Source organism: Pseudomonas sp. SWI7 (assembly GCF_006351945.1).
GTDB classification, from domain to species: domain Bacteria; phylum Pseudomonadota; class Gammaproteobacteria; order Pseudomonadales; family Pseudomonadaceae; genus Aquipseudomonas; species Aquipseudomonas fulva.
Genome location: NZ_CP040930.1, coordinates 2,068,834 through 2,092,970, shown reverse-complemented (window position 1 = coordinate 2,092,970; position 24,137 = coordinate 2,068,834). Strand labels below are relative to the sequence as shown.

Genomic DNA, 24,137 nt, shown 5'->3' with positions numbered 1-24,137 from the left:
CAGCAGGCGGCAGGGTGGGTGTCAGTCGCGTCGACCCAGCAGCAGGCCCACCACCAAGCCGACGCCCGCTGAAAGAGCCACGGTCTGCCAAGGGTGGCCGCCAATGTAATCCTGGGTGGCCGCGACCATGGGCTTTGCCTTGTCACGCAGGTTACCGGCGGCTTCGCGGGCCTGACGTAGCTTGAGGCTGATCTGGGTGCGCAGGGTTTCGGCTTCTTCGCCCACCAGCGCGGCGCTGTCGTTGAGCAACCGCTCGGATTCCTCGATCAGCGCCTGTAGCTCGCTGAATACCTGGTCCTTGATCTGGTCGCTGTCGGGTACTGCGGCATTTTTACGGGCCATGCCATGCTCCTCCTGGACGGGTCGTTAGAACAATGGATACTCGTGCGCCAGAAAAGTTGCCTCGCAGTGGGCGCTGGCGCCTTGGTGTAAGATACCGGTCATTTCCATCAGGCAGGTGATCCATGAGTTTCAATCTGGCCAACATGAGCTACGAGGAACGGGCACAGATCGAGGCCGAGAAAGCCCGGCTGTTCGAGATGTGGCAAGCAAACCTGGGTAAGGCCAAGGGCGAGGCGGCCCGGCTGATCGCTGAAAAACCTCGGCGCAAGGGCAAATGGGCCGAATGGGTGCGCAATGAGCTGGACACCATGACGCCCCCTGAATACGCCAGCATGGTGCGCAGCGAAGTCAACAAGCTGATGGCCGCTGCCAGCGCTGCTCGCTAAGCCCTGCACGTGTCGCCCTACCACTCGCTGCCCTTGGGCAGGTCCAGCGTGCCTTTGTCACTGAACCGAACCGTGCCGAAGGGGCCGCTGGCCAGTTTGCCGCGCAGCGTATAGGGCAGACCTTGCAGCGTGTTCAACTTGCCTAGCCCATACGCCTGGCGCAGAAACGCAAACGCGGTGATGCTCACCGGCACTTGGACCACAGCCTCGCCATACCGGCCAATCTGTCCGCTCTGGTCGCTGACGCCCGCTGCCAAGGGCTGGCCATTGACCTCCAGGTTCACTGCAATACCGTTGTACTCGATCGGCGTTTCATTGGGGTTTTGTACCCGCAGCTTTACCGCCATGCGCACTTCCAAGTCCTGTCCAGGCAAGGGTTCCAGGCCGATTACGCTGATCGAAACCGGGTCCCGGGGTTGCAACAGCGCGCACGCGCTCAAGGTCGCCGACATCAGCAGGACAGTGAGCAGACGGGTGAGGCGCAAAGGGCGTAGGGTCATGGGGCAGGCCTTGGGAAGAATCGTCCGGCAGTGTGGCAAATGCTCGGCAGCGTTGAAAGTGTCGGTGAAGATGAAAGATACTGTTTCTCATTAACGCCCGACAATTTCTCTTACTGTGTAGTTGCCTAACCATGCTGACGTCTCACGTGCCGGGCCTGCTGGCAAGTTTCCAGGAACACTATGACGACTTGTTGCAGTTTCTGACACGGCGCATGCGTGACCGCCAGCGCGCTGCGGACGTTGCCCACGAAACTTACCTGAGGCTTGCGCAGATCGATGCGCACGGCGTGCCGGTGCTGCACCCGCGCCGCTTCATTTTTCGCGTGGCGGGAAACATTGCGATCGATGCCCTGCGTCGTGATCAGCGCCTCGCCGCGTGCCACGACGACAGCGAGGGCATGGCACACGTGGTCTGTGGCGCGCCGGCACCGGAGGCGGCGCTGCTGGCGAGCGAGCGCCTGATGATTCTTGACCAGGCCCTGCTGCAACTGCCCCCCAAAGCGCGTCAGGCGCTCTTGCTCAACCGCGTGGAAGGGTTGACGCAAAGGCAGGTCGCGCAAAGGCTCGGCGTGTCCGAAAGCATGGTGGCCAAATACATCGGCCAGGCGCTGCGGCACTGCCGGGGATGGCTGCAGAAGGCAGGCGTTGCCGCGTGCATGGCGTTGATGCTGGGCAGTTGGATGGCGTGGCAGCAGGCACCTGTGTGGTTGTCCGACTATCACACCAGTACCGGCGAGCGGCGCATGCTCACCTTGCCCGATGGCACCCGTGTCACCCTTAACAGCGCCAGTGCCATAAAGCTGGAATTCGACGCGCACGAACGTCGGGTGGTGGTCGTGGCTGGCGAAGCGCTGTTCGAGACGTCCGCCGATGCCCGTCCTTTCGTGGTCGAAACGACAGGGCTGCCGGTAGACGGCACCGGCGCGAGGTTCAGCGTGCGGCGCGACGGGCATGTGGTGCTTGGCCAGGGGGCTGCTCGGCAGGGCGCCCAACCCTTGAGCGTGGCGCCCGATGCCGAGGCGCAGCTGGCCTGGCAACGGGGCAAGTTGATCTTCAATGGCAAGCCTCTGGGGCAGGTGCTCGCTGAGCTTGAGCGCTACCGCCTTGGGCGCATCGTGTTGTCCGACCAACAGCTGGCGGGTCTTGAGGTCAGTGGCGTGTTCGACCTGGACGAACCGCAAGCCATGCTGCGCACCCTGGAGCAGCGATATGGCCTGAAAGTCTCCTACTTGCCGTGGCTCGCAGTGGTGTATTGATCCTCGCAGCGGCCGTTTCGAGACTCACCCGAAAAATTTTCCATCGGTACTGCAAGTTCTTGTGAGCTGGATCGTCGTAGTGGGGCTAAGCCGCAAACCATTCCCATTCACGACTTGCCTGGAAGCTTTTCTCGTGCCTCTCATGCCCAAGCCCTCGAATAGCCGCTGCCGTTTTCTGCCACCTGTATTGATGTCGTGCGGCGCGTTGGCCGTGTTGGCCGGCACGCTGCCTGCTCATGTCGCTGCGGCGACACAGCAAGGGCAGGTGCAGACCGCGCAGGTTCAGCTGAACGTCCCGGCGCAGCCGCTGGACCAGGCGTTGACGCGCTTTGCCGATCAGGCCGGCCTGCATTTGCTGTACACCACGGCTGATGTGGCGGGTCTGCAGAGCCCGACCTTGCAGGGCGCCTACAGTGTCGAACACGCCTTGCAGCGGTTGCTCGAAGGCAGCGGCTTGAGCTGGCAGTTCACCGATGCGCGCACGGTGACGCTGCGCAAGCGCGATTCCACCCTGGAAGCCATCAACCTCAAGCCGATCGAAGTGAGCGTGGCCTCGCGTACCAGCACCGCCATCAGCGAGATCCCAGGCACCGTGTGGGTGGTCGATCAGCAGCAGCTTCGCGAGCAGATCGACAGTGGCGTAAGCCTCAAGGAAGCCATCGGCAAACTGGTGCCTGGCCTTGACCTGGCGCCGGAGGGGCGCACCAATTACGGGCAGAACATGCGTGGGCGCAGCGTGCTGGTGATGATCGATGGCGTCAGCCAGAACAGCTCGCGAGGCCTGTCGCGCCAGTTCGACAGTATCTCGCCGTTCAACGTCCAGCGGGTCGAAGTACTGTCCGGCGCCAGCGCCATCTACGGAGGCGGTGCGACCGGGGGCATCATCAATATCGTGACCAAAAAGGGCGAGGCGGGCCCTGCGCATTTCGAAACCCAGCTCGGCGCCAGCAGCGGCTTCAACAACAGCGATGATCTGGCGACCCGCTTTGCCCAGTCGGTCAGCGGTGGCAACGAGCGCTTCACCGCCCGTCTTGGTGTGTCCGGCGAGCAGAACGAGGCGTTCTACGATGGGGCAGGCGATCAGATCTTCATCGACAATACCCAGACCGACCTGCAATACAACCGCACGCTGGACCTGCTAGGTAGCCTGGGCATGCAGTTCGATGAGCAACAGAGCCTTGACCTGCTGGCCCAGTACTACGATTCCGGCAACCATGGCAGCACCGGCATCTGGTTTCCCAACCTCAATTACAACGGCCCCTCCGACCTGGAAGAGGCCCAATTGCGCAGTGGGTACTCGTCCGACCTGAACCCACGCACCCGGCGCCTGCTGCTCAACGCCAATTACCACCACAATGATGTGCTGGGCCAGGATTTCTACCTGCAGGCTTCCTACCGCAAGGAAAACAACAACTTCTACCCTTTCCCTTACTACAACCGAGGGACACCCACCGGCTCGCGCGGGGTGTATTTTGCAGCCTCGCAGCAGAACTTCGAGGTCACCAGCCTCAAAGGGTTGTTCGCCAAGCAGTGGGACACGCTGAAGTTCACCTATGGCGTGGACATTGACCGCGAACGTTTCAACGCTGACCAAACCGTGTTCGATGCACGTGTGTCCTCCGAAAGTGGCGGGCTGGACCTGGACAAGGCCAGCAAGGCTGCGCGCTACCCCAGTTATGTCGTCGATGGGGTCTCGCTGTATGGCCAGCTCGAATGGCGCGCCACCGACAACCTGACGTTTTCCGGCGGCGCCCGGCGCCAGCAGATGGATGTGGAGGTGGGTGACTTCAAGGGCGTTCCGGGCGGCAGTAACGACTACCAGGTCAATCTCTACAACCTGGGGGCGATCTACGACTTCAAGAACGGCCATCAGCTGTGGACCAACTACGGTGAAGGCTTTGACTTGCCCGATCCGGCCAAGTACTACGGCAAGCCCGGCCTCAGTGTCGGGGACAACCCGCTGGCTGGGATCAAGAGCCGCCAGGTGGAAGTGGGCTGGCGCTATGCCGACGTGCAGTGGGACGCTCAAGCTGCGCTGTACTACATCTGGTCGGACAAGATCATCAATGTGGATTCGCAAACCCTCACCATTGACGTCGAAGACCAGAAGAGTCGCGACTTTGGCTTCGAGGGGGCACTCACGCGCCACTTCGACCAAGGTTGGGAAGCCGGCGGCACGCTGCACCTCACCCGTTCCGAGGAAGAGGCAGACGGCGGCGGGTGGCGCAAGCGCGATGCGCGTTATGCCTCCTTGTCCAAAGCCACCGCTTTCATTGGTTGGAAGGATGACGGGCGCAGTGCGCGGCTGCAGGCCAATCGCGCTTTCAGCTTGAAGGACGACGCCCAGCACAAGATCGATGGCTACACCACGCTCGATCTGCTGGGCAGCCAGGAGACCGATTACGGCACCTTCAGCGCAGGTGTCCAGAACCTGCTGGACAAGCAGTACAGCACCGTATGGGGCCAGCGTGCGACGCTGTTCTACGCGCCCACCTATGGGCCTGCCTACCTCTACGATTATCAAGGTCGAGGCAGGACCTACACACTGACCTGGAGCCTGGCCTACTGAGGCCGTTGCGCACGGCCTAACCCACACCGGCGCCCCGATCAGTGGGCGCTGGCTGAAACATCGTGAATCACCTGTAGCGTCGCCAAGCCTTTTGACTCGAACCCTTTGCGCCGTAGGCTATCAAAGCCACCAGGCCAGGCGTTTTCGTACGGAGGTGAAGCATGAAACTGACGATACCGTTGTTGGTAGTAGGCATGGCCGTCTGGCTACCTACCCATGCGACCGCGCAGCCGTGGCTGCACGTTGCCGCCAATGGCAACAACCCCTACAACAGCCCCGTACAGCGTGCCAATCCCAACAGCCGCCAGGGCAGCGTCCCGGCGACGCCGCCTGTGCGCGGTCCGTCTACCCAGCCCATACCGCGCACCCCGACGGTAGAGAACCGCGGCATCGGCAACGGTGAAAACCTGCGCCGTCAGCAGCAAACGCCCAATCTGGAGCCTGTGCGGCCCCCGCGGGATAACCCGCGCGCGCCCTGACTCCAGTACCCTGTATATGTCAAAGGAACTTCGCATGTCTCGAGCAACCTGGCTGGTTACCCTGGCCGCTGCCGCGTTATCGCCTCTGTTGGCCAATGCCGCTGCCCAGCAGACGTTCAAAAGTGAAGAGGGCACCCTTACCGTCGATACCGTGGCCAATGGTCTGCGTACGCCGTGGGCGCTGGCGTTCCTGCCTGGCGGCCAGGACATGCTGGTCACCGAACGCCCAGGCAACCTGCGCGTCATCAACGCCGAAGGCAAGGTCGGCCCGGCCATCAATGGCGTGCCTAAAGTCTGGGCCGAGGGCCAAGGCGGCTTGCTGGATGTGGCCTTGTCGCCCGAGTTCGCCAAGGACCGCACGGTCTACCTGTCCTATGCCGAGGAGGGCAGCGACGGCAAGGCGGGGACCGCTGTGGGCCGCGGCCAGCTGTCGACCGATCGTGCCCGGCTGGAAAACTTCACCGTCATCTTCCGTCAGCAACCCAAACTGTCGGTGGGTAACCATTTCGGGTCGCGCCTGGTGTTCGACCGCAACGGGTACCTGTTCATCGCCCTGGGCGAGAACAATCAGCGCTCGACGGCTCAGGATCTGGACAAGCTGCAAGGCAAGGTGGTGCGAATCCTGCCAGACGGCGAAGTACCCAAGGACAATCCGTTCTATGGCCAGAAAAACGTGCGCCCGGAAATCTGGTCGTTTGGCCACCGTAACCAGCAGGGTGCTGCGTTGAATCCTTGGACTGGCGCTTTGTGGACTAACGAACACGGTCCCCGCGGTGGTGACGAAATCAATATCCCGAAGCCGGGCAAGAACTACGGTTGGCCCATCGCAACCCACGGCATCAACTATTCGATGCTGCCTATTCCGGAGGCCAAGGGTAAACATGTCGATGGCATGGTCGATCCGAACCACGTGTGGGAAAAGTCGCCCGGGGTTAGTGGCATGGCATTTTATGACAGCCCCGTGTTCACGGCGTGGGATCACAACCTGTTCATCGGCGCGTTGGCCACGCAGGAGCTGATCCGCCTGCAGCTCGAGGGCGACAAGGTGGTACACGAAGAGCGCCTGCTGGGCGATTTGAAAGCGCGCATTCGTGATGTTCGGGTAGGACCAGACGGTTACCTGTACGTGTTGACCGATGACAAGGATGGCGAGCTGCTGAAGGTGGGGCTGGCGCAGCCAGACTGAAGCAGCACTGTCGTCGGCAAGGAGGCGACAGGTACAATGCGCCATGACCACCAATCCCTTGCAGCGCTACCAGCAAGCCCTGGAAACCCAGGGCTTTGTCGTGGACCCCGCACAGCGCCTTGCCATCGAGGCGCTCCAGGCCTGCTACGAGGCTGTCGAAGGTGGACGATCCACGCACGGCCTTTACCTTTGGGGGCCAGTAGGGCGTGGCAAGACCTGGTTGATGGATCAGTTTCATCGTTGCCTGACCGTGCCGAGTCGCCGCCAGCATTTTCACCATTTCATGGCCTGGGTGCACCGTCGGTTATTTGAGCTCAACGGCACGCCGGACCCCTTGATGGCGCTGGCAGAGGGGCTGGCAAGCGAGATTCGCGTGCTGTGCTTCGACGAGCTGTTTGTCAGCGACATTGCCGACGCGATCATCCTAGGCCGTTTGTTCCAGGTCCTGTTCGACTTGGGCGTGGTCGTGGTTGCCACGTCCAATCAACCGCCCGGCCAACTGTATTGCAACGGTTTCAACCGCGAACGTTTCTTGCCCGCCATCGCTGCCATCGAGCGGCACATGCGTGTGCTGCCGGTAGCGGGCGAGCAAGACCACCGGCAACACCCAGGTCTGCCGTGCCAGCGCTACTGGGTGACCGACGACCGGGGCAGTCACCTGGCTGCGGTCTTCGAGCGGCTGAGCCCAGACGATCCAGGCACCGACCGGCCCCTCATGTTGGGGAGTCGCCAGGTACAGGTAGTGCGCCGAAGTGCGAAGGCCATCTGGTGCCGTTTCGACGCGTTGTGCGAACAACCGATGGCTACCCAGGAATTCATGATGCTGTGTGACCGTTTCGCGGCGATCCTGGTGTCGGACATACCGGCTCTAAGTGGTCAGCAACAGACCGGACGCATTGCCCGCGGCACGGAGGACGGTGCTTCGCGTGTACTAGCGGGCGACCGCGACTTGCCGGCACTCTCGCCCAAGGACGATGCCGTGCGCCGCTTCATCGCCCTGGTCGACGAATGCTACGACCGCCGGGTGGCGCTGTACCTGGAAGCAGGAGTGCCGCTCGAGGCGCTGTACACGCAGGGGTATCTCGCCTTTCCCTACCAGCGCACCCTCAGCCGGCTGCGTGAAATGCAGCTGCAGCGCTTTGCCTGATGCGGCCGCGCCCGATCAGCGGTTCAGCCATTGGATCAGCGTGCGGTTGAAACGCTTGGGTTCCTCGATCTGCGGCGCGTGGCCCATGCCCTCGAAGGTGATCAGTTCGCCCTTGGGAATGAGCTTGGCCACCTGCGGGCCGAGCAAGGCGTAATTGCCCAGCTTGGCCCTGAGCTGCGGTGGCGCGATGTCGCTGCCAATTGCCGTAGTGTCCTTGTCACCGATCAACAAGAGGGTCGGCATCTGCAGGTCCTTGAACTCGTGATAAACCGGCTGAGTGAAGATCATGTCGTAGATCAAGGCCGAGTTCCACGCGACCCGTTCGTGACCTGGGCCCTGATTCAGGCCCACCAGCATCTGCACCCAGCGCTCATATTCAGGTTTCCAGCGGCCGGCATAGTAGGTTTTGCGCTCGTACTCGCGCACCCCGGCTGCGTCGAGCTTGAGTTCGCGGTCGTACCACTGGTCAACGGTGCGGTAGGGCACCCCCAGGGCTTTCCAGTCTTCAAGGCCGATCGGATTGACCATGGCCAGGCGCGTGACCTGCTGCGGGTACATCAAGGCGTAGCGGGTGGCGAGCATGCCCCCGGTCGAATGCCCCAGCACGATGCTCTGCTTCACGCCCAGGTGTTCGAGCAGTGCATGGGTGTTGCTGGCCAGTTGCTGGAAGCTGTACTGGTAGTGGGCAGGTTTGCTGGAGGTGCAGAAGCCGATCTGGTCAGGGGCAATGACGCGATAGCCTGCCTTGGTCAGGGCATCGATACTGGTTTCCCAGGTGGCTGCGCAAAAATTCTTGCCGTGCATGAGCACGACCGTGTGGCCATTGGCATTACCCGAAGCCGGGACGTCCATGTAACCCATCTGCAGCGATTGGCGCTGTGATTCGAAGTCGAAATGCTTGAGCGTATGCGGGTAGTCGAACCCTTCGAGCTGGGCGCCATAGGTAGGCGATTCGGCGGCAATGGCCGGGCCGCTGGCCAGGCACACCATGGCCAGGGCGGATGCTCGCAGCATGAGGCACTCCATGTCAGATCAAGTAGGAAGACTCGACTGTAGCAGCCGGGCAGTTGCCATAGAGGCGCAAGGTGTTACCAAGCGTGAAACCAGCCCCGGGTCAGTAATCGGCGACCACCGAGTCCTTGCCTTCAGTGTCGATACCGATGACCTGATAGGCATCCTTGCGCTCGCCCATTTCCATGCCCGGCGAACCGACCGGCATGCCGGGAACGGCCATGCCCTTGAGGTCACTGCGGCTAGCCAGCTCATGCACCTGGGTTGCGGGGACATGGCCCTCGACGAACTTGCCAGCGATGACGCCGGTATGACACGACGCATGCCGCTGCGGGACTTCCAGGCGTTGCTTGACGGCGCTCATGTTCGTTTCGACATGGTCGTTCACAGTGAAGCCGTTGTCTTTGAGATGACTGATCCAGGCTTTGCAGCAACCACAGTTGGGGTCGCGGTAGACATCAATGGTGTCGGTGGCCTGTGCAAGGGTGGTGAAGGCCAGCAGGCCAAGGGCCAACCGATTCGATCGCAGCATGGATGAGCTCCTGATAAACGTGTGACCTGCGCCCAGCATAGCGCACGGCCTGGTCCAAACGCGCAAGGCGCCAGGGTCGCCCCGTCTGGCTTTCAACCTGCTGACCGGCGCATTACAGTTCCGTCAGCCAGCGGCCTGGTCACCGTTCAGGTCGCGCATTAGTAGCCCGAACGCCAACGACACTTGTTCAGGTACTGGTAGGTACACCACATGGCCATCCCCGGGTGCGACTTCGATGGCCTGCTGCTGCCGGTCATGCAACTGATTCAGGTCGAAGTGGTAATTGCCGCGCGGTGTCATCAGCTCCAGGTGGTCGCCCAGGGCAAAGCGGTTCTTGACCTTGACCTCGGCCCAGCCGTCTACCCGCTGTCCGGTCAGTTCACCCACGAACTGCTGGCGCTCGGAAACCGAGCTGCCCCGCTGATAGTTCTGGTACTCGTCGTGCACATGGCGGCGCAGAAAGCCCTCGGTGTAGCCCCGCTGCGCCAAGGATTCGAGGTTGTCCATCAAGGTGCGGTCGAAAGGCTGCCCATCGGCCGCATCGTCGATGGCTTTTCGGTAGGACTGCACGGCCCGTGCGCAATAGAAATGCGACTTGGTGCGACCCTCGATCTTCAGCGAGTGCACGCCCATGCGCGCCAGTCGCTCGACATGCTGGATGGCCCGCAGGTCCTTGGCGTTCATGATGTAGGTGCCGTGCTCGTCCTCGAATGCGGGCATTTCGGTACCGGGACGCTCGCTTTCCTGCAGCAGGAACACTTGGTCGGTGGGCGCACCCTGGCCCAAGGTCGGCTGCACTTCGCGCACGATATCGCCTGTGACGCTCTCGGTTGCCGGCGTAACATCATACTTCCAGCGACAGGCGTTGGTGCAGCTGCCCTGATTGGCATCGCGCTTGTTCAGGTAGCCCGACAGCAGGCAGCGGCCTGAGTAGGCCATGCACAGTGCCCCATGCACGAATACTTCCAGCTCCATGCCAGGCACCTGCTGGCCAATTTCTTCGATTTCTTCAAGCGACAGTTCGCGCGAGAGGATGACGCGGCTGATGCCTTGCTGCTGCCAGAACTGCACGCTGGCCCAGTTGACCGTGTTGGCCTGTACCGAGAGGTGCACGGGCATCTGCGGGTAATGCTGGCGTACCAGCATGATCAGGCCCGGGTCGGACATGATCAACGCGTCCGGTGCCATGGCGATCACAGGGGCCAGGTCCTTGAGGAAGGTCCTGAGCTTGGCATTGTGAGGCGCGATGTTGACCACCACATAGAAGCGCTTGCCCAGCGCGTGCGCCTCCTGGATGCCCAACGCCAGATTGGCATGGTCGAAGGCGTTGTTGCGCACCCGCAGGCTGTAGCGGGGCTGGCCGGCATAGACCGCATCAGCACCGTAGGCGAAGGCGTAGCGCATGGTGTGGAGCGTGCCGGCAGGCGCCAGCAATTCGGGCTTGGCAACGGAGTTCATGAATACACCGGTTAAAGGGCGCGGATGCTAAGCCGCTTTCGGTTGGGCCTTATTGATCTGAATCAAGGGGCAGGTGGCACTTTTACCCCAGCACCACGCACTAATACCCCAGAACCCATCCGAGGACCGGAAATGAACGAAACTGCTTTGCAGAACAAGGCGCTGGCGGTGCTCCTGGCACTGGTCACCATTGCCTTCGTCTGGATCTTGCTGCCTTACTACGGCGCAATCTTCTGGGCGGTAATCCTTGGCATCCTGTTCGCGCCGTTGCAACGCAACCTGCTCATGCGCTTCGGGCGCCGACGCAATGTGGCCGCTGCCGTGACCACGCTCATCTGCTTACTGGTGGCGGTACTGCCGGTGATCATCATCAGCGGTCTGCTGGTGCAGGAGGGGGCAACGCTGTATCAACGCATCCAGAGCGGCCAGCTGGACATCGCAGGTTATGTCGAGCGGGGCAAGGACATGCTGCCAACGTTCGCCCAGAACGCGCTGGATAACCTGGGCATGGGCAACCTGGAAGCCTTGCGTGACAAGATCACCACCTGGGCCTCCCAAGGCAGCCAGGTTCTGGCTACCCAGGCTTTCAGCTTTGGCCAGGGCACATTCGACTTCGTGGTTGGCTTCGGCATCATGATGTACCTGCTGTTCTTCTTTCTGCGCGAGGGCGCCGAGGTCGTGCGCAAGGTGCGCATGGCCGTGCCGCTGCCTGAACACCAGAAGCGTCGACTGCAGTTGAAGTTCAAACGTGTGGTGCGCGCCACGGTCAAGGGCAACGTGCTGGTGGCCATCACCCAAGGCGCGCTGGGCGGCTTGATTTTCTGGATCCTGGGGATCCCCAGCGCGCTGGTCTGGGCGGTGATGATGGCTTTCCTTTCGCTGCTGCCTGCCGTTGGCGCAGGCATCGTCTGGGGGCCGGTGGCGATCTACTTCCTGATGACCGGCGCAATCCTGCAAGGCGTGATCCTGACCGCATTCGGCGTGCTGGTGATCGGCCTCGTAGACAACGTGCTCAGGCCTATCCTGGTCGGCAAGGACACCCGCATGCCCGACTATTTGATCCTGGTATCGACTCTGGGCGGCCTGTCGGTGTTCGGCCTCAACGGTTTCGTCATCGGCCCGCTGATCGCCGCGCTGTTCATCTCCAGTTGGGCGATCTTTGCTTCGAGCAAGCCTCAGGTGCAGCTACCGCGATAACCGCCAACCAGGTACTGGCTTTGGAGGTAAAGGGGTTGGCTGCCAGGTCTGCCCCTTGGCATCCTGCCTCGCAGAAGGGCAATGCGGCTGTGTGAGGTGATCGAGTTCCCTCTGTATTGATTCGCAAGGTTCGGTAAAGGTGCGCGGCAACCCTTAACCTGGAGCCTAGCATGGCCGTCCTCACTACGCCTTCGAACCATACCGACAGATTCATCGCACAGCACATGCCTGAGTGGCTGCGTGCCGCTTCTTTAGGGCAGATACAAGCCCTGCGCATGCACGCTGAAGAAAACCGCCGTATCGAGCAGCGCCTGGCGTCACTGTTCAAAGGCATGGTCTCGCCGAAGTGGTACGCAGAGCAGATGCTGACTGCCACGATAGAGCAGAAGCTGGGCGTGCAGGTGGATCTGACGCATGCGCTCTGGCGAGAGCGCTGGGACAGCTACAGCGTGCTTGGGGGCGAGACGCTACGTCATCACTACACGTTTCACCCTGTCATGGCTCACCTGATGCAGAATTTTCCCTCCGGATCGAGCTTCGACGCCCGCAGCGGCATCATCTCCGGGGCTCATGGCATGTCTTTGACCGCGCCACTGCTGGTGAACAGTGCGAGCCTGGCCACTGCCTGCCGCTTGGTGGATACGGGCAAGCGCTATCAGGACTACCTCAAAAGCTTCTTTGACGACGCCGCCTGCACGCTGCTCGCCCAGGGCCAGCGCGCGCGCCTTGCGTTGGCCGTTGACGTTGCCGGGCTGCGAGGCGACATCAGCGAAGTAGATGCCGCTGCCCTGGGGCAAACCTTTGACAAGGTGGTGGCGCCTGATCCGAAGCAACTGGCAGTCGTGGTCAAGCACCTTCATGTGCTCGGACATGCACTGATCGGGGCGCTGGTGATCGAACTGTCCGACGGCGGGGCCAGCGGCCTGGCCAGTCCGGGTGCAGGGGTGGTGCTCTACCTGCCCCATGGGCCTTTGAAGAAGTTTGACGATCTGGACAGTTTGAAGGCCCACATGGTGAACCTGTTCAAAACGCCAGCGCATGCCTTCGATCTATTGAGGCTAGTGGCGGCCGATGCCCGGGCAGCGTTTCAGACAGTGCTGAAAAAGCGTCTGAGTGATGCAGCCCCTGATCTTGAAGTGACCGGCAAAACCGCCGGCGCATCGCTGTTTGCCGAGCTGGCTGGGCTGCAAGTGGCCCGCATCAAAGCGGACGCCCTGTTTCTTCTGGTGCCTGTCGAAGAGGTAGATAGGCTGCAAAGGCTTCAACGGCTGCAGACGCTTGAACAGGTGGGAATGAACCTGGCACAGATGGCAGCGTTGTTCGTCCCGGAGCTGGGCGCGATGATGTTGGCCGCGACCGTAGTCGAGGTGCTGGGTGAAATTGGCGTAGCGGTGTATGACTGGTCGCGGGGCCATCAGCACGAAGCGTTGGAGCATGTACTGGGTGTGGCCGAAACGGTTGCAGTTACCGCACTGACGGCGGCAGGTGGCGCGGCGGTTGCACGCGGCTTCATGCGCAGCGCCTTCGTTGACGAGATGGTGCCAGTCGAACTGGATAATGCATCGCCTCGGCTGTGGGCTGAAGACTTGAGGCGCTATCGAGCAGTTGGCGTGCCTCACAATGCCGTACGAGGCCAGAATGGTCTGTTCCAGCACGGCGACAGGCACTGGTGGGTTCATGAAGGCGCTTATTACGCCGTCAGCAGAAAGACTGCGTCATCCCCCTGGCGCCTAGTGCGCAACGATGGCAAGACGGGCTTCGGGCCGGCGTTGGACTGGAACGGTGAGCATGGCTGGCGGCTGAACTGGCAGCGACCGCAATTGTGGAGTGGCGAGCGAGCCTTGTTGAGTCATCTCTGGCCCGTGACTGGCGACCTGGATTCGGGACGTGTGACTCAGATACTCAAGGTCGCCGACGTGGACCAGGCTCAGTTGCGCCGGGCGGTCGCTGAGCAGAGGGCGTTGCCGGTACGTCTGCGCGACACATTGGAACGGTTTGAAGCCGATAAGCGCATCGAAGACTTCTTCGCCACATTCGCAAGCCACCAGGGCAAGAACGATCCCTCTCTGTTGCAATGGTGCCTCGATCAGCTGACCGAGCAACAGCGCGCACCTGCCTCCGTATCTGCGTCGATCCTCGCGCAGGCGCCTCGCTTGCGTGAGGGCCTGATGAGCCACTTGACGCACAGGCTTGCCATGAGTCCCGAAGCGGCGGCAATCCAACGTGATTTTCCAGGGTTACCCGATGCTTACGCTGAAGGGGTAATAGCCAATGGCACTGCCGAGCAGTGTGAGCGATTGCTCGCGCAGGGCCGTCTTGATCTGGGGCTTGCCGAGAAGGCGCGCCTGGCATTACAGGAGGCCCGCGCCTGTCGCGCATTACAGGGCCTGTACCTTGAAAATGCCTATCACCCTGACCTGGCGTCGCTGGTCTTCGGGCTCTTGCGAAAAGAACCTGCATGGCCCATGGCCCACAATGTCCAAGTTCGCGAAGCGTCACCCACAGGGCGCGTATTGGCACAGCTTTACCCGGTGACGGATCCCGCCAGTGTGAAGGTACTGGTGTGGGAGCATGGGCAGATGTCGGTCTATGAGGGGGGCAAACCCGTTCCACAAGACGTGCCTGGCGCCTGCGGTTTGCTTGAGAGGCTTTGGCAGCTTCTGCCTGAAGACCAGCGTAGTCGCTTGGGGTGGTCAACAACCGATGGTGTGAAAGCGCTGCGGGAAGGCTTGCAAGCGCGCATTCCGGCACAAAGAAGGGCTGTGCAGGAACTGATGGGCATGCAGGTGAGCCAGCCGACCTTTCGCCCACCCGCCCGCCTGCCTGATCATCGCTATGGCTACTTGCTAAGTGGTCGCGGCAGCGTCAACCACCTGGCCGAGCGGACGCTTCAGGATCGCGTGCGCAGCCTGTATCCAGGTTTCAGCGCACAACAACTCGAACTCTATCTTCAAGTGCTTGAGGAGCAGCCCGGTTCGCCTTTCACCCATTTGCTGGAGCTTGAGGGCCAATACTCGCGCCTGGACCTGACCCTCGAGCAATGGACTGCACTGCCTGCCGATGCGGCCAATGTAGCGCTGCGACGTAGAGTCAGCGACCAGCTAAGGCGCTGCTGGCGCTTTCAGGGGCACGCAGGTAGGCGGCAGACCAATGGGGACCCAGGTATGCTGCTATCGCTATCGGATATTGGTGCTGGCGAGCTGCCCGACTTGAGCGCGGTGGAGGGTTTCGGCCATGTCAGCGAGGTCGTGTTGGCCAACATGCGGCTGGGTGAAGTGCCCGAACGCTTTCTCAGGCCCTTTCATGGCATTACGACGCTGAACCTGGACAACAACGCCCTGACCCGGCTCCCCTCTGGGCTTTCGCAGTTGCGTGAGCTACAGGAGCTGACGATTTCGCGCAATAGCCTGCATCTGGACGATGCTGGTTTAGAAGTGCTTGCGGGCATGCCGAGGCTGAGTGTGCTTGACCTGAGCGACAACAGTATCGGCCATTTCACGATTGCCATGGACCGATTACCTCGCCTGCGTCAGCTGGGGCTTCGTAGAGTGGGGTTGACGCAAGTCCCGGTCCATCTGGAGCGAGCGGTTTCGCTGGAGTATGTAGACCTGCGTGACAACCATATCGGCGAGCTGCCCTTGCCCTTGCGGGCTCAGCGAAACCATTGGCGAAGCAGATTGGCATTGACGGGCAACCCTCTGCCTGCCCTTTACCGCGACTTGTGGATCGATGCCAGTCGCACCTCCGAAAGCGAGGTCAGTGCCGACGGTGACGCGTTTCATCTCAGCCGTTGGGTCGAGCGCTTGAGCCCAGCACAACAGGACGCTCGTACCGCCCAGTGGAACCGTCTGGTGGATGAGTCTGGCAGTGGCGATTTCTTCACGCTCATAGGTGAACTCACTGACACGAGTGATTTTCGTCTGGCCAGGGACGATCTGGAGGCCAGGGTCTGGGCAATGCTAGACAGAATCGAGAGTAACACCGCACTGCGCGAACAAACTTTTGCCTTGGCCAGTGAACCTCGTACGTGCGTGGACAGTGTCATATCCAGTTTCGGCTTGCTTGAGATCAGGTTGCTGAGTGCGTCGGTCGAGGCGGCCGCTGGAGAACACGCAGAAGGCGAACTGTTGAGTCTGGCGCGACGTTTCTTCCGCCTGGACCAAGTGGAGGCCTACGCCCGCCAAGACATGAGTAGTCGCGAAACCCGTGGCGAGGAGGTGGATCAGATCGAAGTCAGCCTTGCCTACAGGGTGGGGCTGGCGCGGACGCTGGAGTTGCCAGGTCAGGCAACCACCATGCAGTTCAGGACGATTGCAGGGGTCACGGAAGAGCACCTGAACGCAGCCGAAGCAGCGGTTCGCGCGGCCGAGGCCAGCGATGATCTGGCCATGGACATCAGTGAGCGTGGCTTTTGGTTCGATCACCTGCAACGCCAGTACCGCACAGCCTTTGACGTTCTATGCGAGCCGTTCGTGCAGCAGATGGAGGCGCTCTATGCAGGGCGTGAGAGTCTGACAGATGCCCAGTACGATACCCAGGCCAGGGCAATCGCCAAGGCGTGTGATGAGGCGGTAAAGGCCAAGGCGCTCGAACTCACACGCCAAGCACTGGCCCGGGAGGGTGAAGCCTTACCAGGGTGATTGGGCCTGTGGTGATCAAATGCTAGCCTTTTGGCGCTGTGGTCCTAAGATGGCTGCATTCGAGCAAACTGGGCCGTCAATGAGCGACAAGGACACTATCTCCATCGAACTGGTACGCGAGGCGTTGTTGCAGGCTTGTCATCAAGCAGGCGACGCGCCTCTGGTGCTGCGCAAGGCAGGCATCGAGCCGCATCTGCTCACGATGCCAGGTGCGCGCGTGCCGGCAACTGCTTACGCACGCCTCTGGCGCCTGCTGGCGCGGCGCTGCAACGATGAGTTCTTTGCCATGGACCCGCGCGGGCTACGCAGCGGCAGCCTGGCATTTCTCTGCCGTGCCAGCAGGGGACAACCGACGATCGGAGCAGGTATCGAAACCGCACTGGCTTTCCTGTCGTTGACCCTGGATCATCTACAGCCCCACTTGATTCGGCAGCAAAGCCTGGCCGAGATCGTCATCGTCGAGCCCTGTGATGAGCCTCGACGAGCATTCACTTACTTCACATTCTGGATGATCGTCCATGGTGTAGCGTGCTGGCTGGCAGGGCGTCGCATCCCGATCCTGGCCATCGAGTTGCGCTGCACCGAACCTGCGTTCTGCGATGACTACCGTGTCATGTTCTCGGAAAACCTGCAGTTCTCGCGCCCGCGCACCCGCATGATCCTGGCAGCCGACTGCTTCGATCAGCCCATCCGGCGCAGCGACGATGAGCTGCACCGTTTTCTGGCCCAGGCGCCGGCCAATATCCTGGTCAAGTATCGGGACCCTGACAGCCTCGCTCGACGCATTCGACGCGATCTGAGCGAGCGCGACCCAGCGTCGTGGCCCGATGCGAATGAACTTGCCCGCCAGTTATGCCTGTCGGCCTCCACGCTACGGCGCAGGTTGGCAGAGGAGGGGCATAGCTATCAGGCCCTCAAGGACAGCGTGCGGCGTCAATTGGCTATCAGCTGGCTGGCTCAAGAGCAGGTGGGGATGCTGGAAATTGCAGCGCGTCTGGGCTTCGCCGACAGCAGTTCGTTCTACAAGGCCTTCCGCAAGTGGTTTGGTTGCAATCCGGGTCACTATCGAACGTTGGCCCTGGGTGCAGGGAAGGTCGGTTAGGTGGGGTTTCCGTGTGCCAGTCGCTGAGCGCCCATCACACAGTCGAGGTTGAATCAGCATCGACAGGACTACACGATGACAGCTTCTCTCACGACCGCTCCCGGCCCGAATCCCTCCTCTGCAAAGGTCGCCAGCGCTACACATGACTTCATAGCCGCGCGCCTACCTGAGTGGCTCAAGCGGGGTTCTCCCGCTCAACTCAACCGGCTGCGTGATCGCTTCAAGGCCCACCAGGGCAGCCAGGAGCGTGTGCGCGCCTTTACTCGGCGGTTGATTCCACTGCAAAGCTTCGCTGAGCTGCATATGCAGAGGCTGGTTGCACACCTGCCGGGCAGTCCGGCCCTGGATGCGCTGCAGTGGCGGGAGATACGGCGCAATTTCAAGGTCCCGCATGGCATGGTCCTGCCTGTCGATGAGGTCATCGAGGTGAGAGAGCCTGCCGTCTTGCGCCTGATGCAGAATTTTAACGAGCAGGCCAGCTTCTATCTGGGCACCGGTTTGGTGAGTACAGGTGAAGACGCCCTGCTCACTGCGGGCACGGATGCACTGGTGCAAGCGTGCCGGGACCTGGATGCGGGCGGGCGTTACCAGAAGCTCTTGTCGCAGGTATTCACCGATGACACCTGCCAAGCGCTGATTGCAGACAAGCGAGCGGCGTTTGCGTTGGCCACCGAAGTGGCGGCGCTGCGCGGTGATTTAACGGCAAGACAGCAGATTGCGTTGGCGGGCTTGGCAAACGATGAGGTCTCTCACGCTGAGCTGGGTGCCTATCCGGGTATGCTGAGCATGCTGGGGCATACCCTGAGCGATGTCGTAGTCGTCCAGTTGCGCGATCGGCAAGGTGTGGATCGAGGGATCGTACTCTACAGACCCAGCGATCCTGGCCAGGCATTGCGCCATTTCACGTCCATTCAGGAAATGAACACCGTGCTCGCGGCCGCTCTGCAGAAGGAGGATTACCGGGCTTACTTCAGTCAGTTGGTGTCTGTGGAAGAGCGCGCACGCTTCCTCGATACATTGAGCAAGCGCTTGAGCGACGCCGTGTCTGACCTTTCCCTTGAAGGCGTCACGGGACCTGAGGATATCTTCTCCAGGCTGGTCGACCAACAGGTTCAGCGAATCAAAGACGACGCCCGTCTGCTGTTGGTACCCACCGCACAGGTGGACCGAGACGCCTCTGAAGCGCGACGCAAGCAGTGGCGCTCGTTGGGCTGGAATCTGGTCAACCTGGCCGGGCTTTTCATACCTGTGGTGGGCGCGATGCTGCTTGGGCAGTTGGTGGTGCAAACGCTTTCGGAAGTCTTCGAGGGTGCAACTGATTGGTATCACGGTCATCAGCACGAGGCTCTGGAGCAGATGCTTGGCGTGGCCGAGACGCTGGCGGTGACTGCGGTTGTCGGCGCCGGAGCCAATATTCTGGCCAGAGGCTATGCGGCCACTGATTTCGTAGAAGGGCTGGAACCCGTGCGCGGGGTCGATGGGAAATCGCGGCTATGGGCCAACGACCTCAAGGTCTATGCCAGCTTGCCGGAGGACCCGCAATTGCACAGCGACGGTCTGTACAGAGACTGGGGGCGAGCCTTTTTCCGTAGTGGCAAACGTTATTTCCGGGCGCATCGCCCTGATCCAAATGAGCCATGGCGCTTGCGTCATGCTCGGCGTCCGGCAGGCTTTGGGCCAGTTCTGGAGCACTTCGGCGAGCGAAGCTGGCAGTTGAACGCTGGTCGAGCAGTGGAAATGGATCAGCCTGATCTCATGCTTGAACAGCTTTGGCCTCAGCCTAGATCGCTCACTCATCAGCAGGCCAGCAGGGTGATGCAGGCCGCCGGAATGGATGTCGCGGCACTTCGCGGGTTACTGGTGGAGACGCGGGACATTCCAGCCAGTTTGTGTGACAGCCTGGAGCGTTTCGAAGCCAGTGCGCGTGTCAGCAGGTTTTTTACCGCCCTTCAACACGGTGCGAGCCCGCGAGATGAAAGCGCGTTGGTGCAGTGGTGCCTGGAACAAACCGGTAGCGGTAGCCTTGTGCAGCTGCAGGAAAACCTACTTGAGCATGCAGATCGCTTACGTGGGCTAATGTTCCAGCACCTGTGCCAGGTGCCAGCGGTCGATGACCCGTTGTCGGCCGTCATCAGAACAGGCATGCCGGGTTTGCCCGAGCGTTACGTTCAAGCGTTGGCCGCGGACGTAGGGCGAACCGAGCGCGATCTTGCTCTGAGCATGGGAAAACTGCCGTTGCGTTGCCTACGCCAGGGTGCTTCGTTGCTGCGTGTTGCCAGGTTGACCCGGGCCATGTGCGGTGTGTACCTCCCTAACGCTTACTGCGATGAAGCGGGCGAACTCGCGTTGGCCCTGCTGCAGCGATTGGATGCATGGCCGGCCCGTCACATCGAGCTCTGGACAGACGGCCCGGGTGCGCGCCGGATTGCGGCGGTAGGTAATCAGCTGCCGGGCGCCAATCTGGTCAAGATCGTTCACAAGGAGGGGCGTTTCCGGGCGATCGAAGAGCCAGAAGCAGGCTATGGAGCCGTGGTCGATGAGTCGAACGACTTCTACCAGACGCTGCTCGCATTGCTGGAGCCTTCCCAGCGTACTGCGCTTGATCTGGATGGCGATCACGCTGCCTCGACCTTGCGTGATCGCCTGATTGAGCAGTTGCCTGAAACGCACGCCGAAGTCGAGCAACTGCTGGGTTGGCCTCGACAGGATCGTTGGTTCAATCCAGGCCGTCGTATGCCCGACGGTCGCATAGGCTACCCACTCAGTGGTAGCCCGGCTCGACGACGTAACCCCGACAGCCTGCTGCGAAGCCGTTTGCGCAACCTGTACCCTGGCCTGGACGACAGTGCGATCGACAACCGTTTGGCGCGTTTGCTTACAGGCCCTCATACTGCCTATGACGCCTTGCTGGAACTGGAAGAGGACCATGCTGACCTTGAAAGACACCTGAGCCGCTGGACAGGCTTTGAGTCCAATCCGGCCCGTCAGCGGGCTCGTCGACAGGCCGCCGATCAGATCCGCCGCGCCTGGCGACAGATGGGCGAACCTCTGGGCGATGAGACGGCTGGTCAACGGCTGAGCATTATCAACCTGAATGTCGGCAGTCTCCCCGAACTGCCTGCCCATATCGAGTTCGAGCTGACACGCTCATTGGTCATCCGTGATGTGCCGATCACGCATATGCCTACTGGGTTCCTTTCAAGCTTCACCCGCTTAAGAGAGCTGAACCTGAGCAGCACCGGCCTGCTCGGCGTGCCTACAGAAGTCGCCTACCTGGTCGATTTGCGCACCCTGCGCCTGGCACGCAACAACATTCGGCTGAACGATCAGGCCTTGAACGCATTGACCCGCCTGCCGCAGTTGACTCACCTGGATCTGAGCTACAACCCGCTGGGGGCATTCGAGATGCGCTATAACCAGTTGACGCGCCTTGTCGAATTGAACTTGCGTCGCTGCAGGTTGGGTGCGTGGCCCTCGGGGTTGGAGTTGTGCAGCACCTTGGAACGCGCCGACCTGCGTGACAACCTCTTGCACGTTGTGCCAGCGGAAATTGTACAGCTGCCACATGCCCGCCGAATGGGTTTCATGGTGGAGCGAAACCGGTTGAGCAGTGTCGAGATGCAGCGGCTGTTTGCCCTTGATTCGATCGCCGAGCATTTCCATCTTCCCGAGCCACGGCGCGTAATCGACCGGCAGGTGACCCGTGATCTATGGCTCGATGCAGGCGATCCGCATTTGCGCGTCAGCCGTCAGGCCCTTTGGTCACGCTTGGTGGCTGATCCGGGCAGCGATGGTCTGGTACGGTTGCTGGGGCTTCTCGGGGATACCGGCGACTACGACACTGCACCGTTCCAGCTGGCGGAGCGAGTGTGGGCTTTACTCGAAGCAGTTGACGCAAACGAGCAGCTGCGCCAGAGAATCCATAGTCTGGCTCGCCTGCCGTTAACCTGCATGAACACCGTTGCTGATCGGTTCAGTGAGCTTCAAGTCAGAGCACTTATCGATAGGTCTGAGCACAACGTCGCGCCGGAGCGCGGTAATGAGCTATTGGGTATCGGGCAGCAACTGTTTCGTCTGGACCGGCTTGAGCAGGTCGCCAGGCGAGATGTGTTGCAGCGCCTCGCAGCGCTGGAGAGGGTGGATCAGGCTGCCGTCAGCCTGGCTTACCGTGTGAGGTTGCGGGCTCGCCTGAACCTGCCGTGTCAGCCCCATAGCATGCTCTACGCCGATGCTGCCGAGCTGACCAGTACTCAGCTTGAGAACGCCTACCGTGAGGTGATCGCAGCGATCACCCCTGATGCGCTGTCGATGAGCCTGTCCCAACGTGTGTTCTGGGCGAATTATATCCATGAGCGGCATACCGAGGTGTTCGAGGCGCTGCACGCTCAGTTCGCCGCACGTCGATCGGCATTGGCCTTGCGACAATCAACGTTGGATGCCATCGATTATCAGCTTCTGCTAGACAGCCTGGACACCGAACAAGCCACTCAGGACCAGTCGCTGGTGTTCGAACTGACTCGGCAGTTTCTTATAGGTCGCGAACGCGGATTGTCTTAACCGCCGTTGTGGCCAAACCGATCATTCACAATGAATGGTTTGGCCATTGTGGTTACCCCTGAGCGGCGCGAACATCGTCCTGACTTGACAGTGCACTCCAACAATAAAAAGCAGGAGTCTGACGATGCGTGATTACGCCGAGGCCGTTCGCTCGTTCCATTACCTTGGGGCCGCGCAGGCTGCCCTGCAGGGCGAACTGCAGGCCCTCAACGCCTGTGTCGAATGTTGTGATCGCCACACTGGCTTCGACAAGCTGGCCCTGAACTGGCTGGACAGCGAAGGCAACTGCGAACAGATGAGTTTCGACAACCTGCAGGCACTGGCCACCCGCTTTGCCAGTGTCTTGCGCGCCCACGGGGTGAGTGCGGGCGACCGTGTAGCGGGGCTGTTGCCGCGCACCCCGCAACTGTTGATCACCATTCTAGCCACCTGGCGTCTGGGTGCCGTTTATCAGCCGTTGTTCACCGCCTTCGGGCCTGCTGCCATCGAACATCGACTGCACCAGTCGCATGCCCGTGTCGTGGTGACTGACCGCAGCAACCGGATAAAGCTCGATGACGTACACGGCTGCCCGCTCACGATAACGGTCGATGCCCGTGACGGCGAGCTGGACTTCCAGGAGTGCCTTGAAAACGCCTCGCCTGAATGTGAGCCGGTCATGCTCACAGGTGACGATCCCTTCCTCCTGATGTTCACATCCGGAACCACCGGCCCTGCCAAACCCCTTGAGGTCCCGCTACGGGCCATCGTAGCGTTCCAAGGCTACATGCGTGATGCCATCGATCTGCGCCCAGAGGATAGGTTTTGGAACCTGGCGGACCCAGGCTGGGCCTACGGACTTTATTACGCAGTGACCGGGCCGCTTTCACTCGGGCAGGCGACCACCTTCTACAACGGCCCCTTTAGTGTCGACAGCTGTACGAAGGTCATTACCCAGCTGGGCATCAACAACCTGGCCGGCTCGCCAACGGCCTTTCGCCTGCTCATTGCAGCCGGTGATCAGTTCAGCACCCCAGTCAAAGGACGCCTGCGCGTGGTGAGCAGTGCAGGAGAGCCGTTGAACCCTGAAGTGATCCGCTGGTTCGCCGAGCATGCCGGGGTAACCATTCATGACCACTATGGGCAGACGGAGCTGGGCATGGTGCTGTGTAACCATCACGGCCTGGCCCACCCGGTGCACGTGGGATCTGCAGGTTTTGCCATACCGGGGCATCGCATTGTCGTACTCGATGAGCAGGGACGCGAACTGCCCGCCGGTCAGCCGGGTATCCTGGCGGTGGATCGCGAACGATCGCCCCTGTGCTGGTTCGCCGGTTACCATGGGTTGCCAACCAAGGCCTTCGTTGGCAAGTACTACCTGAGCGGCGACACCGTCGAACTGAACCCCGATGGCAGCATCAGCTTCGTCGGGCGCAGCGATGATGTAATCACCACGTCCGGGTATCGGGTTGGGCCCTTCGATGTGGAGAGCGCACTGATTGAGCACCCGGCCGTCATCGAAGCGGCAGTGGTCGGCAAGCCTGATCCTGAACGCACCGAGGTGATCAAGGCATTCGTGGTGCTGGCCACGGGTTACGGCCCCAGCGCCGAACTTGAAGAGCAATTGCGCCAGCATGTCCGCCAGCGCCTCTACGCCCATGCCTACCCCAGAGAAGTCGAGTTCGTCAGCGAGTTGCCGAAGACACCCAGCGGCAAGCTGCAACGCTTCATCCTGCGCAATCAGGAAGTAGCTCGACAACACGCGCAGCTCGCCACCACGGCCGGCGTTTGAGAGG

At 61.2% G+C, this 24,137-nt stretch carries 16 protein-coding genes; 11 read left to right on the top strand and 5 right to left on the bottom strand.

Annotated features, from left to right (window positions below):
• Nucleotides 1–21 precede the first annotated feature (21 nt).
• Nucleotides 22–342: a YqjD family protein gene (locus FH041_RS09565; RefSeq protein ID WP_027914998.1), complete on the bottom strand. Its 321-nt coding sequence runs from the start codon at nt 340–342 to the stop codon at nt 22–24.
• Nucleotides 343–464: 122 nt separating this feature from the next.
• On the opposite strand from FH041_RS09565, the gene FH041_RS09560 reads away from it, so the two are divergent.
• Entirely contained in the window at nt 465–728 is a 264-nt protein-coding gene (locus tag FH041_RS09560; RefSeq protein WP_027914997.1) for a hypothetical protein, read from the top strand.
• Nucleotides 729–745: 17 nt separating this feature from the next.
• Here FH041_RS09560 and FH041_RS09555 read toward each other — a convergent pair whose 3' ends face one another.
• Complete coding sequence (locus FH041_RS09555) at nt 746–1,228, bottom strand: LEA type 2 family protein (RefSeq protein ID WP_104926038.1); 483 nt, start codon at nt 1,226–1,228, stop codon at nt 746–748.
• A gap of 131 nt (nt 1,229–1,359) precedes the next feature.
• On the opposite strand from FH041_RS09555, the gene FH041_RS09550 reads away from it, so the two are divergent.
• The 5 genes from FH041_RS09550 to zapE all read left to right on the top strand — a co-directional run bounded on the left by FH041_RS09550 (nt 1,360) and on the right by zapE (nt 7,865).
• Nucleotides 1,360–2,484 carry a sigma-70 family RNA polymerase sigma factor gene (locus tag FH041_RS09550; protein WP_104926039.1) on the top strand — a complete coding sequence of 375 codons (1,125 nt, stop codon included), beginning with the start codon at nt 1,360–1,362 and terminating at the stop codon, nt 2,482–2,484.
• Nucleotides 2,485–2,626: 142 nt separating this feature from the next.
• Nucleotides 2,627–5,053 (top strand): TonB-dependent receptor, encoded by a 2,427-nt coding sequence (locus FH041_RS09545; RefSeq protein WP_104926040.1) that lies wholly within the window; start codon nt 2,627–2,629, stop codon nt 5,051–5,053.
• Between the two features lie 161 nt (nt 5,054–5,214).
• Entirely contained in the window at nt 5,215–5,532 is a 318-nt protein-coding gene (locus FH041_RS09540; RefSeq protein WP_027914993.1) for a hypothetical protein, read from the top strand.
• Between the two features lie 34 nt (nt 5,533–5,566).
• On the top strand, nt 5,567–6,718 hold the full coding sequence (locus tag FH041_RS09535; protein ID WP_027914992.1) for a PQQ-dependent sugar dehydrogenase: 1,152 nt from the start codon (nt 5,567–5,569) through the stop codon (nt 6,716–6,718).
• Nucleotides 6,719–6,761: 43 nt separating this feature from the next.
• Nucleotides 6,762–7,865, top strand: a complete 1,104-nt coding sequence (zapE, locus tag FH041_RS09530; protein ID WP_027914991.1) for a cell division protein ZapE — start codon at nt 6,762–6,764, stop codon at nt 7,863–7,865.
• A 15-nt stretch (nt 7,866–7,880) separates the two neighbouring features.
• Here zapE and FH041_RS09525 read toward each other — a convergent pair whose 3' ends face one another.
• The 3 genes from FH041_RS09525 to yegQ all read right to left on the bottom strand — a co-directional run bounded on the left by FH041_RS09525 (nt 7,881) and on the right by yegQ (nt 10,866).
• Nucleotides 7,881–8,879 (bottom strand): alpha/beta fold hydrolase, encoded by a 999-nt coding sequence (locus FH041_RS09525; protein WP_140174459.1) that lies wholly within the window; start codon nt 8,877–8,879, stop codon nt 7,881–7,883.
• Between the two features lie 100 nt (nt 8,880–8,979).
• The gene (locus FH041_RS09520) at nt 8,980–9,408 is read right to left on the bottom strand and encodes a DUF411 domain-containing protein (protein ID WP_027914989.1); all 429 of its coding nucleotides are present in this window, start codon (nt 9,406–9,408) and stop codon (nt 8,980–8,982) included.
• Nucleotides 9,409–9,531: 123 nt separating this feature from the next.
• Nucleotides 9,532–10,866: a tRNA 5-hydroxyuridine modification protein YegQ gene (gene yegQ / locus FH041_RS09515; RefSeq protein WP_027914988.1), complete on the bottom strand. Its 1,335-nt coding sequence runs from the start codon at nt 10,864–10,866 to the stop codon at nt 9,532–9,534.
• Nucleotides 10,867–10,998: 132 nt separating this feature from the next.
• Between yegQ and FH041_RS09510 the strand changes: the two genes are divergently transcribed.
• From FH041_RS09510 to FH041_RS09490, 5 genes are all read left to right on the top strand, one after another.
• Nucleotides 10,999–12,063 carry an AI-2E family transporter gene (locus FH041_RS09510; protein WP_027914987.1) on the top strand — a complete coding sequence of 355 codons (1,065 nt, stop codon included), beginning with the start codon at nt 10,999–11,001 and terminating at the stop codon, nt 12,061–12,063.
• A gap of 170 nt (nt 12,064–12,233) precedes the next feature.
• On the top strand, nt 12,234–16,703 hold the full coding sequence (locus FH041_RS09505) for an NEL-type E3 ubiquitin ligase domain-containing protein (RefSeq protein WP_140174457.1): 4,470 nt from the start codon (nt 12,234–12,236) through the stop codon (nt 16,701–16,703).
• A 79-nt stretch (nt 16,704–16,782) separates the two neighbouring features.
• Nucleotides 16,783–17,805: an AraC family transcriptional regulator gene (locus tag FH041_RS09500; protein WP_027914986.1), complete on the top strand. Its 1,023-nt coding sequence runs from the start codon at nt 16,783–16,785 to the stop codon at nt 17,803–17,805.
• Between the two features lie 75 nt (nt 17,806–17,880).
• Nucleotides 17,881–22,362: an NEL-type E3 ubiquitin ligase domain-containing protein gene (locus tag FH041_RS09495; protein ID WP_140174455.1), complete on the top strand. Its 4,482-nt coding sequence runs from the start codon at nt 17,881–17,883 to the stop codon at nt 22,360–22,362.
• Between the two features lie 124 nt (nt 22,363–22,486).
• The gene (locus FH041_RS09490) at nt 22,487–24,133 is read left to right on the top strand and encodes an AMP-binding protein (protein WP_027914984.1); all 1,647 of its coding nucleotides are present in this window, start codon (nt 22,487–22,489) and stop codon (nt 24,131–24,133) included.
• Nucleotides 24,134–24,137: the final 4 nt, after the last annotated feature.

Excerpts from the sequence above, each read along its gene's own strand:
- FH041_RS09500 (WP_027914986.1), top strand. The coding sequence starts at position 16,783 with ATGAGCGACAAGGACACTATCTCCATCGAACTGGTACGCGAGGCGTTG.
- FH041_RS09545 (WP_104926040.1), top strand. The coding sequence starts at position 2,627 with ATGCCCAAGCCCTCGAATAGCCGCTGCCGTTTTCTGCCACCTGTATTG.
- yegQ (WP_027914988.1), bottom strand. The coding sequence starts at position 10,866 with ATGAACTCCGTTGCCAAGCCCGAATTGCTGGCGCCTGCCGGCACGCTC.
- FH041_RS09510 (WP_027914987.1), top strand. The coding sequence starts at position 10,999 with ATGAACGAAACTGCTTTGCAGAACAAGGCGCTGGCGGTGCTCCTGGCA.
- zapE (WP_027914991.1), top strand. The coding sequence starts at position 6,762 with ATGACCACCAATCCCTTGCAGCGCTACCAGCAAGCCCTGGAAACCCAG.
- FH041_RS09550 (WP_104926039.1), top strand. The coding sequence starts at position 1,360 with ATGCTGACGTCTCACGTGCCGGGCCTGCTGGCAAGTTTCCAGGAACAC.
- FH041_RS09525 (WP_140174459.1), bottom strand. The coding sequence starts at position 8,879 with ATGCTGCGAGCATCCGCCCTGGCCATGGTGTGCCTGGCCAGCGGCCCG.
- FH041_RS09535 (WP_027914992.1), top strand. The coding sequence starts at position 5,567 with ATGTCTCGAGCAACCTGGCTGGTTACCCTGGCCGCTGCCGCGTTATCG.
- FH041_RS09560 (WP_027914997.1), top strand. The coding sequence starts at position 465 with ATGAGTTTCAATCTGGCCAACATGAGCTACGAGGAACGGGCACAGATC.
- FH041_RS09565 (WP_027914998.1), bottom strand. The coding sequence starts at position 342 with ATGGCCCGTAAAAATGCCGCAGTACCCGACAGCGACCAGATCAAGGAC.
- FH041_RS09505 (WP_140174457.1), top strand. The coding sequence starts at position 12,234 with ATGGCCGTCCTCACTACGCCTTCGAACCATACCGACAGATTCATCGCA.
- FH041_RS09490 (WP_027914984.1), top strand. The coding sequence starts at position 22,487 with ATGCGTGATTACGCCGAGGCCGTTCGCTCGTTCCATTACCTTGGGGCC.
- FH041_RS09520 (WP_027914989.1), bottom strand. The coding sequence starts at position 9,408 with ATGCTGCGATCGAATCGGTTGGCCCTTGGCCTGCTGGCCTTCACCACC.
- FH041_RS09495 (WP_140174455.1), top strand. The coding sequence starts at position 17,881 with ATGACAGCTTCTCTCACGACCGCTCCCGGCCCGAATCCCTCCTCTGCA.
- FH041_RS09540 (WP_027914993.1), top strand. The coding sequence starts at position 5,215 with ATGAAACTGACGATACCGTTGTTGGTAGTAGGCATGGCCGTCTGGCTA.
- FH041_RS09555 (WP_104926038.1), bottom strand. The coding sequence starts at position 1,228 with ATGACCCTACGCCCTTTGCGCCTCACCCGTCTGCTCACTGTCCTGCTG.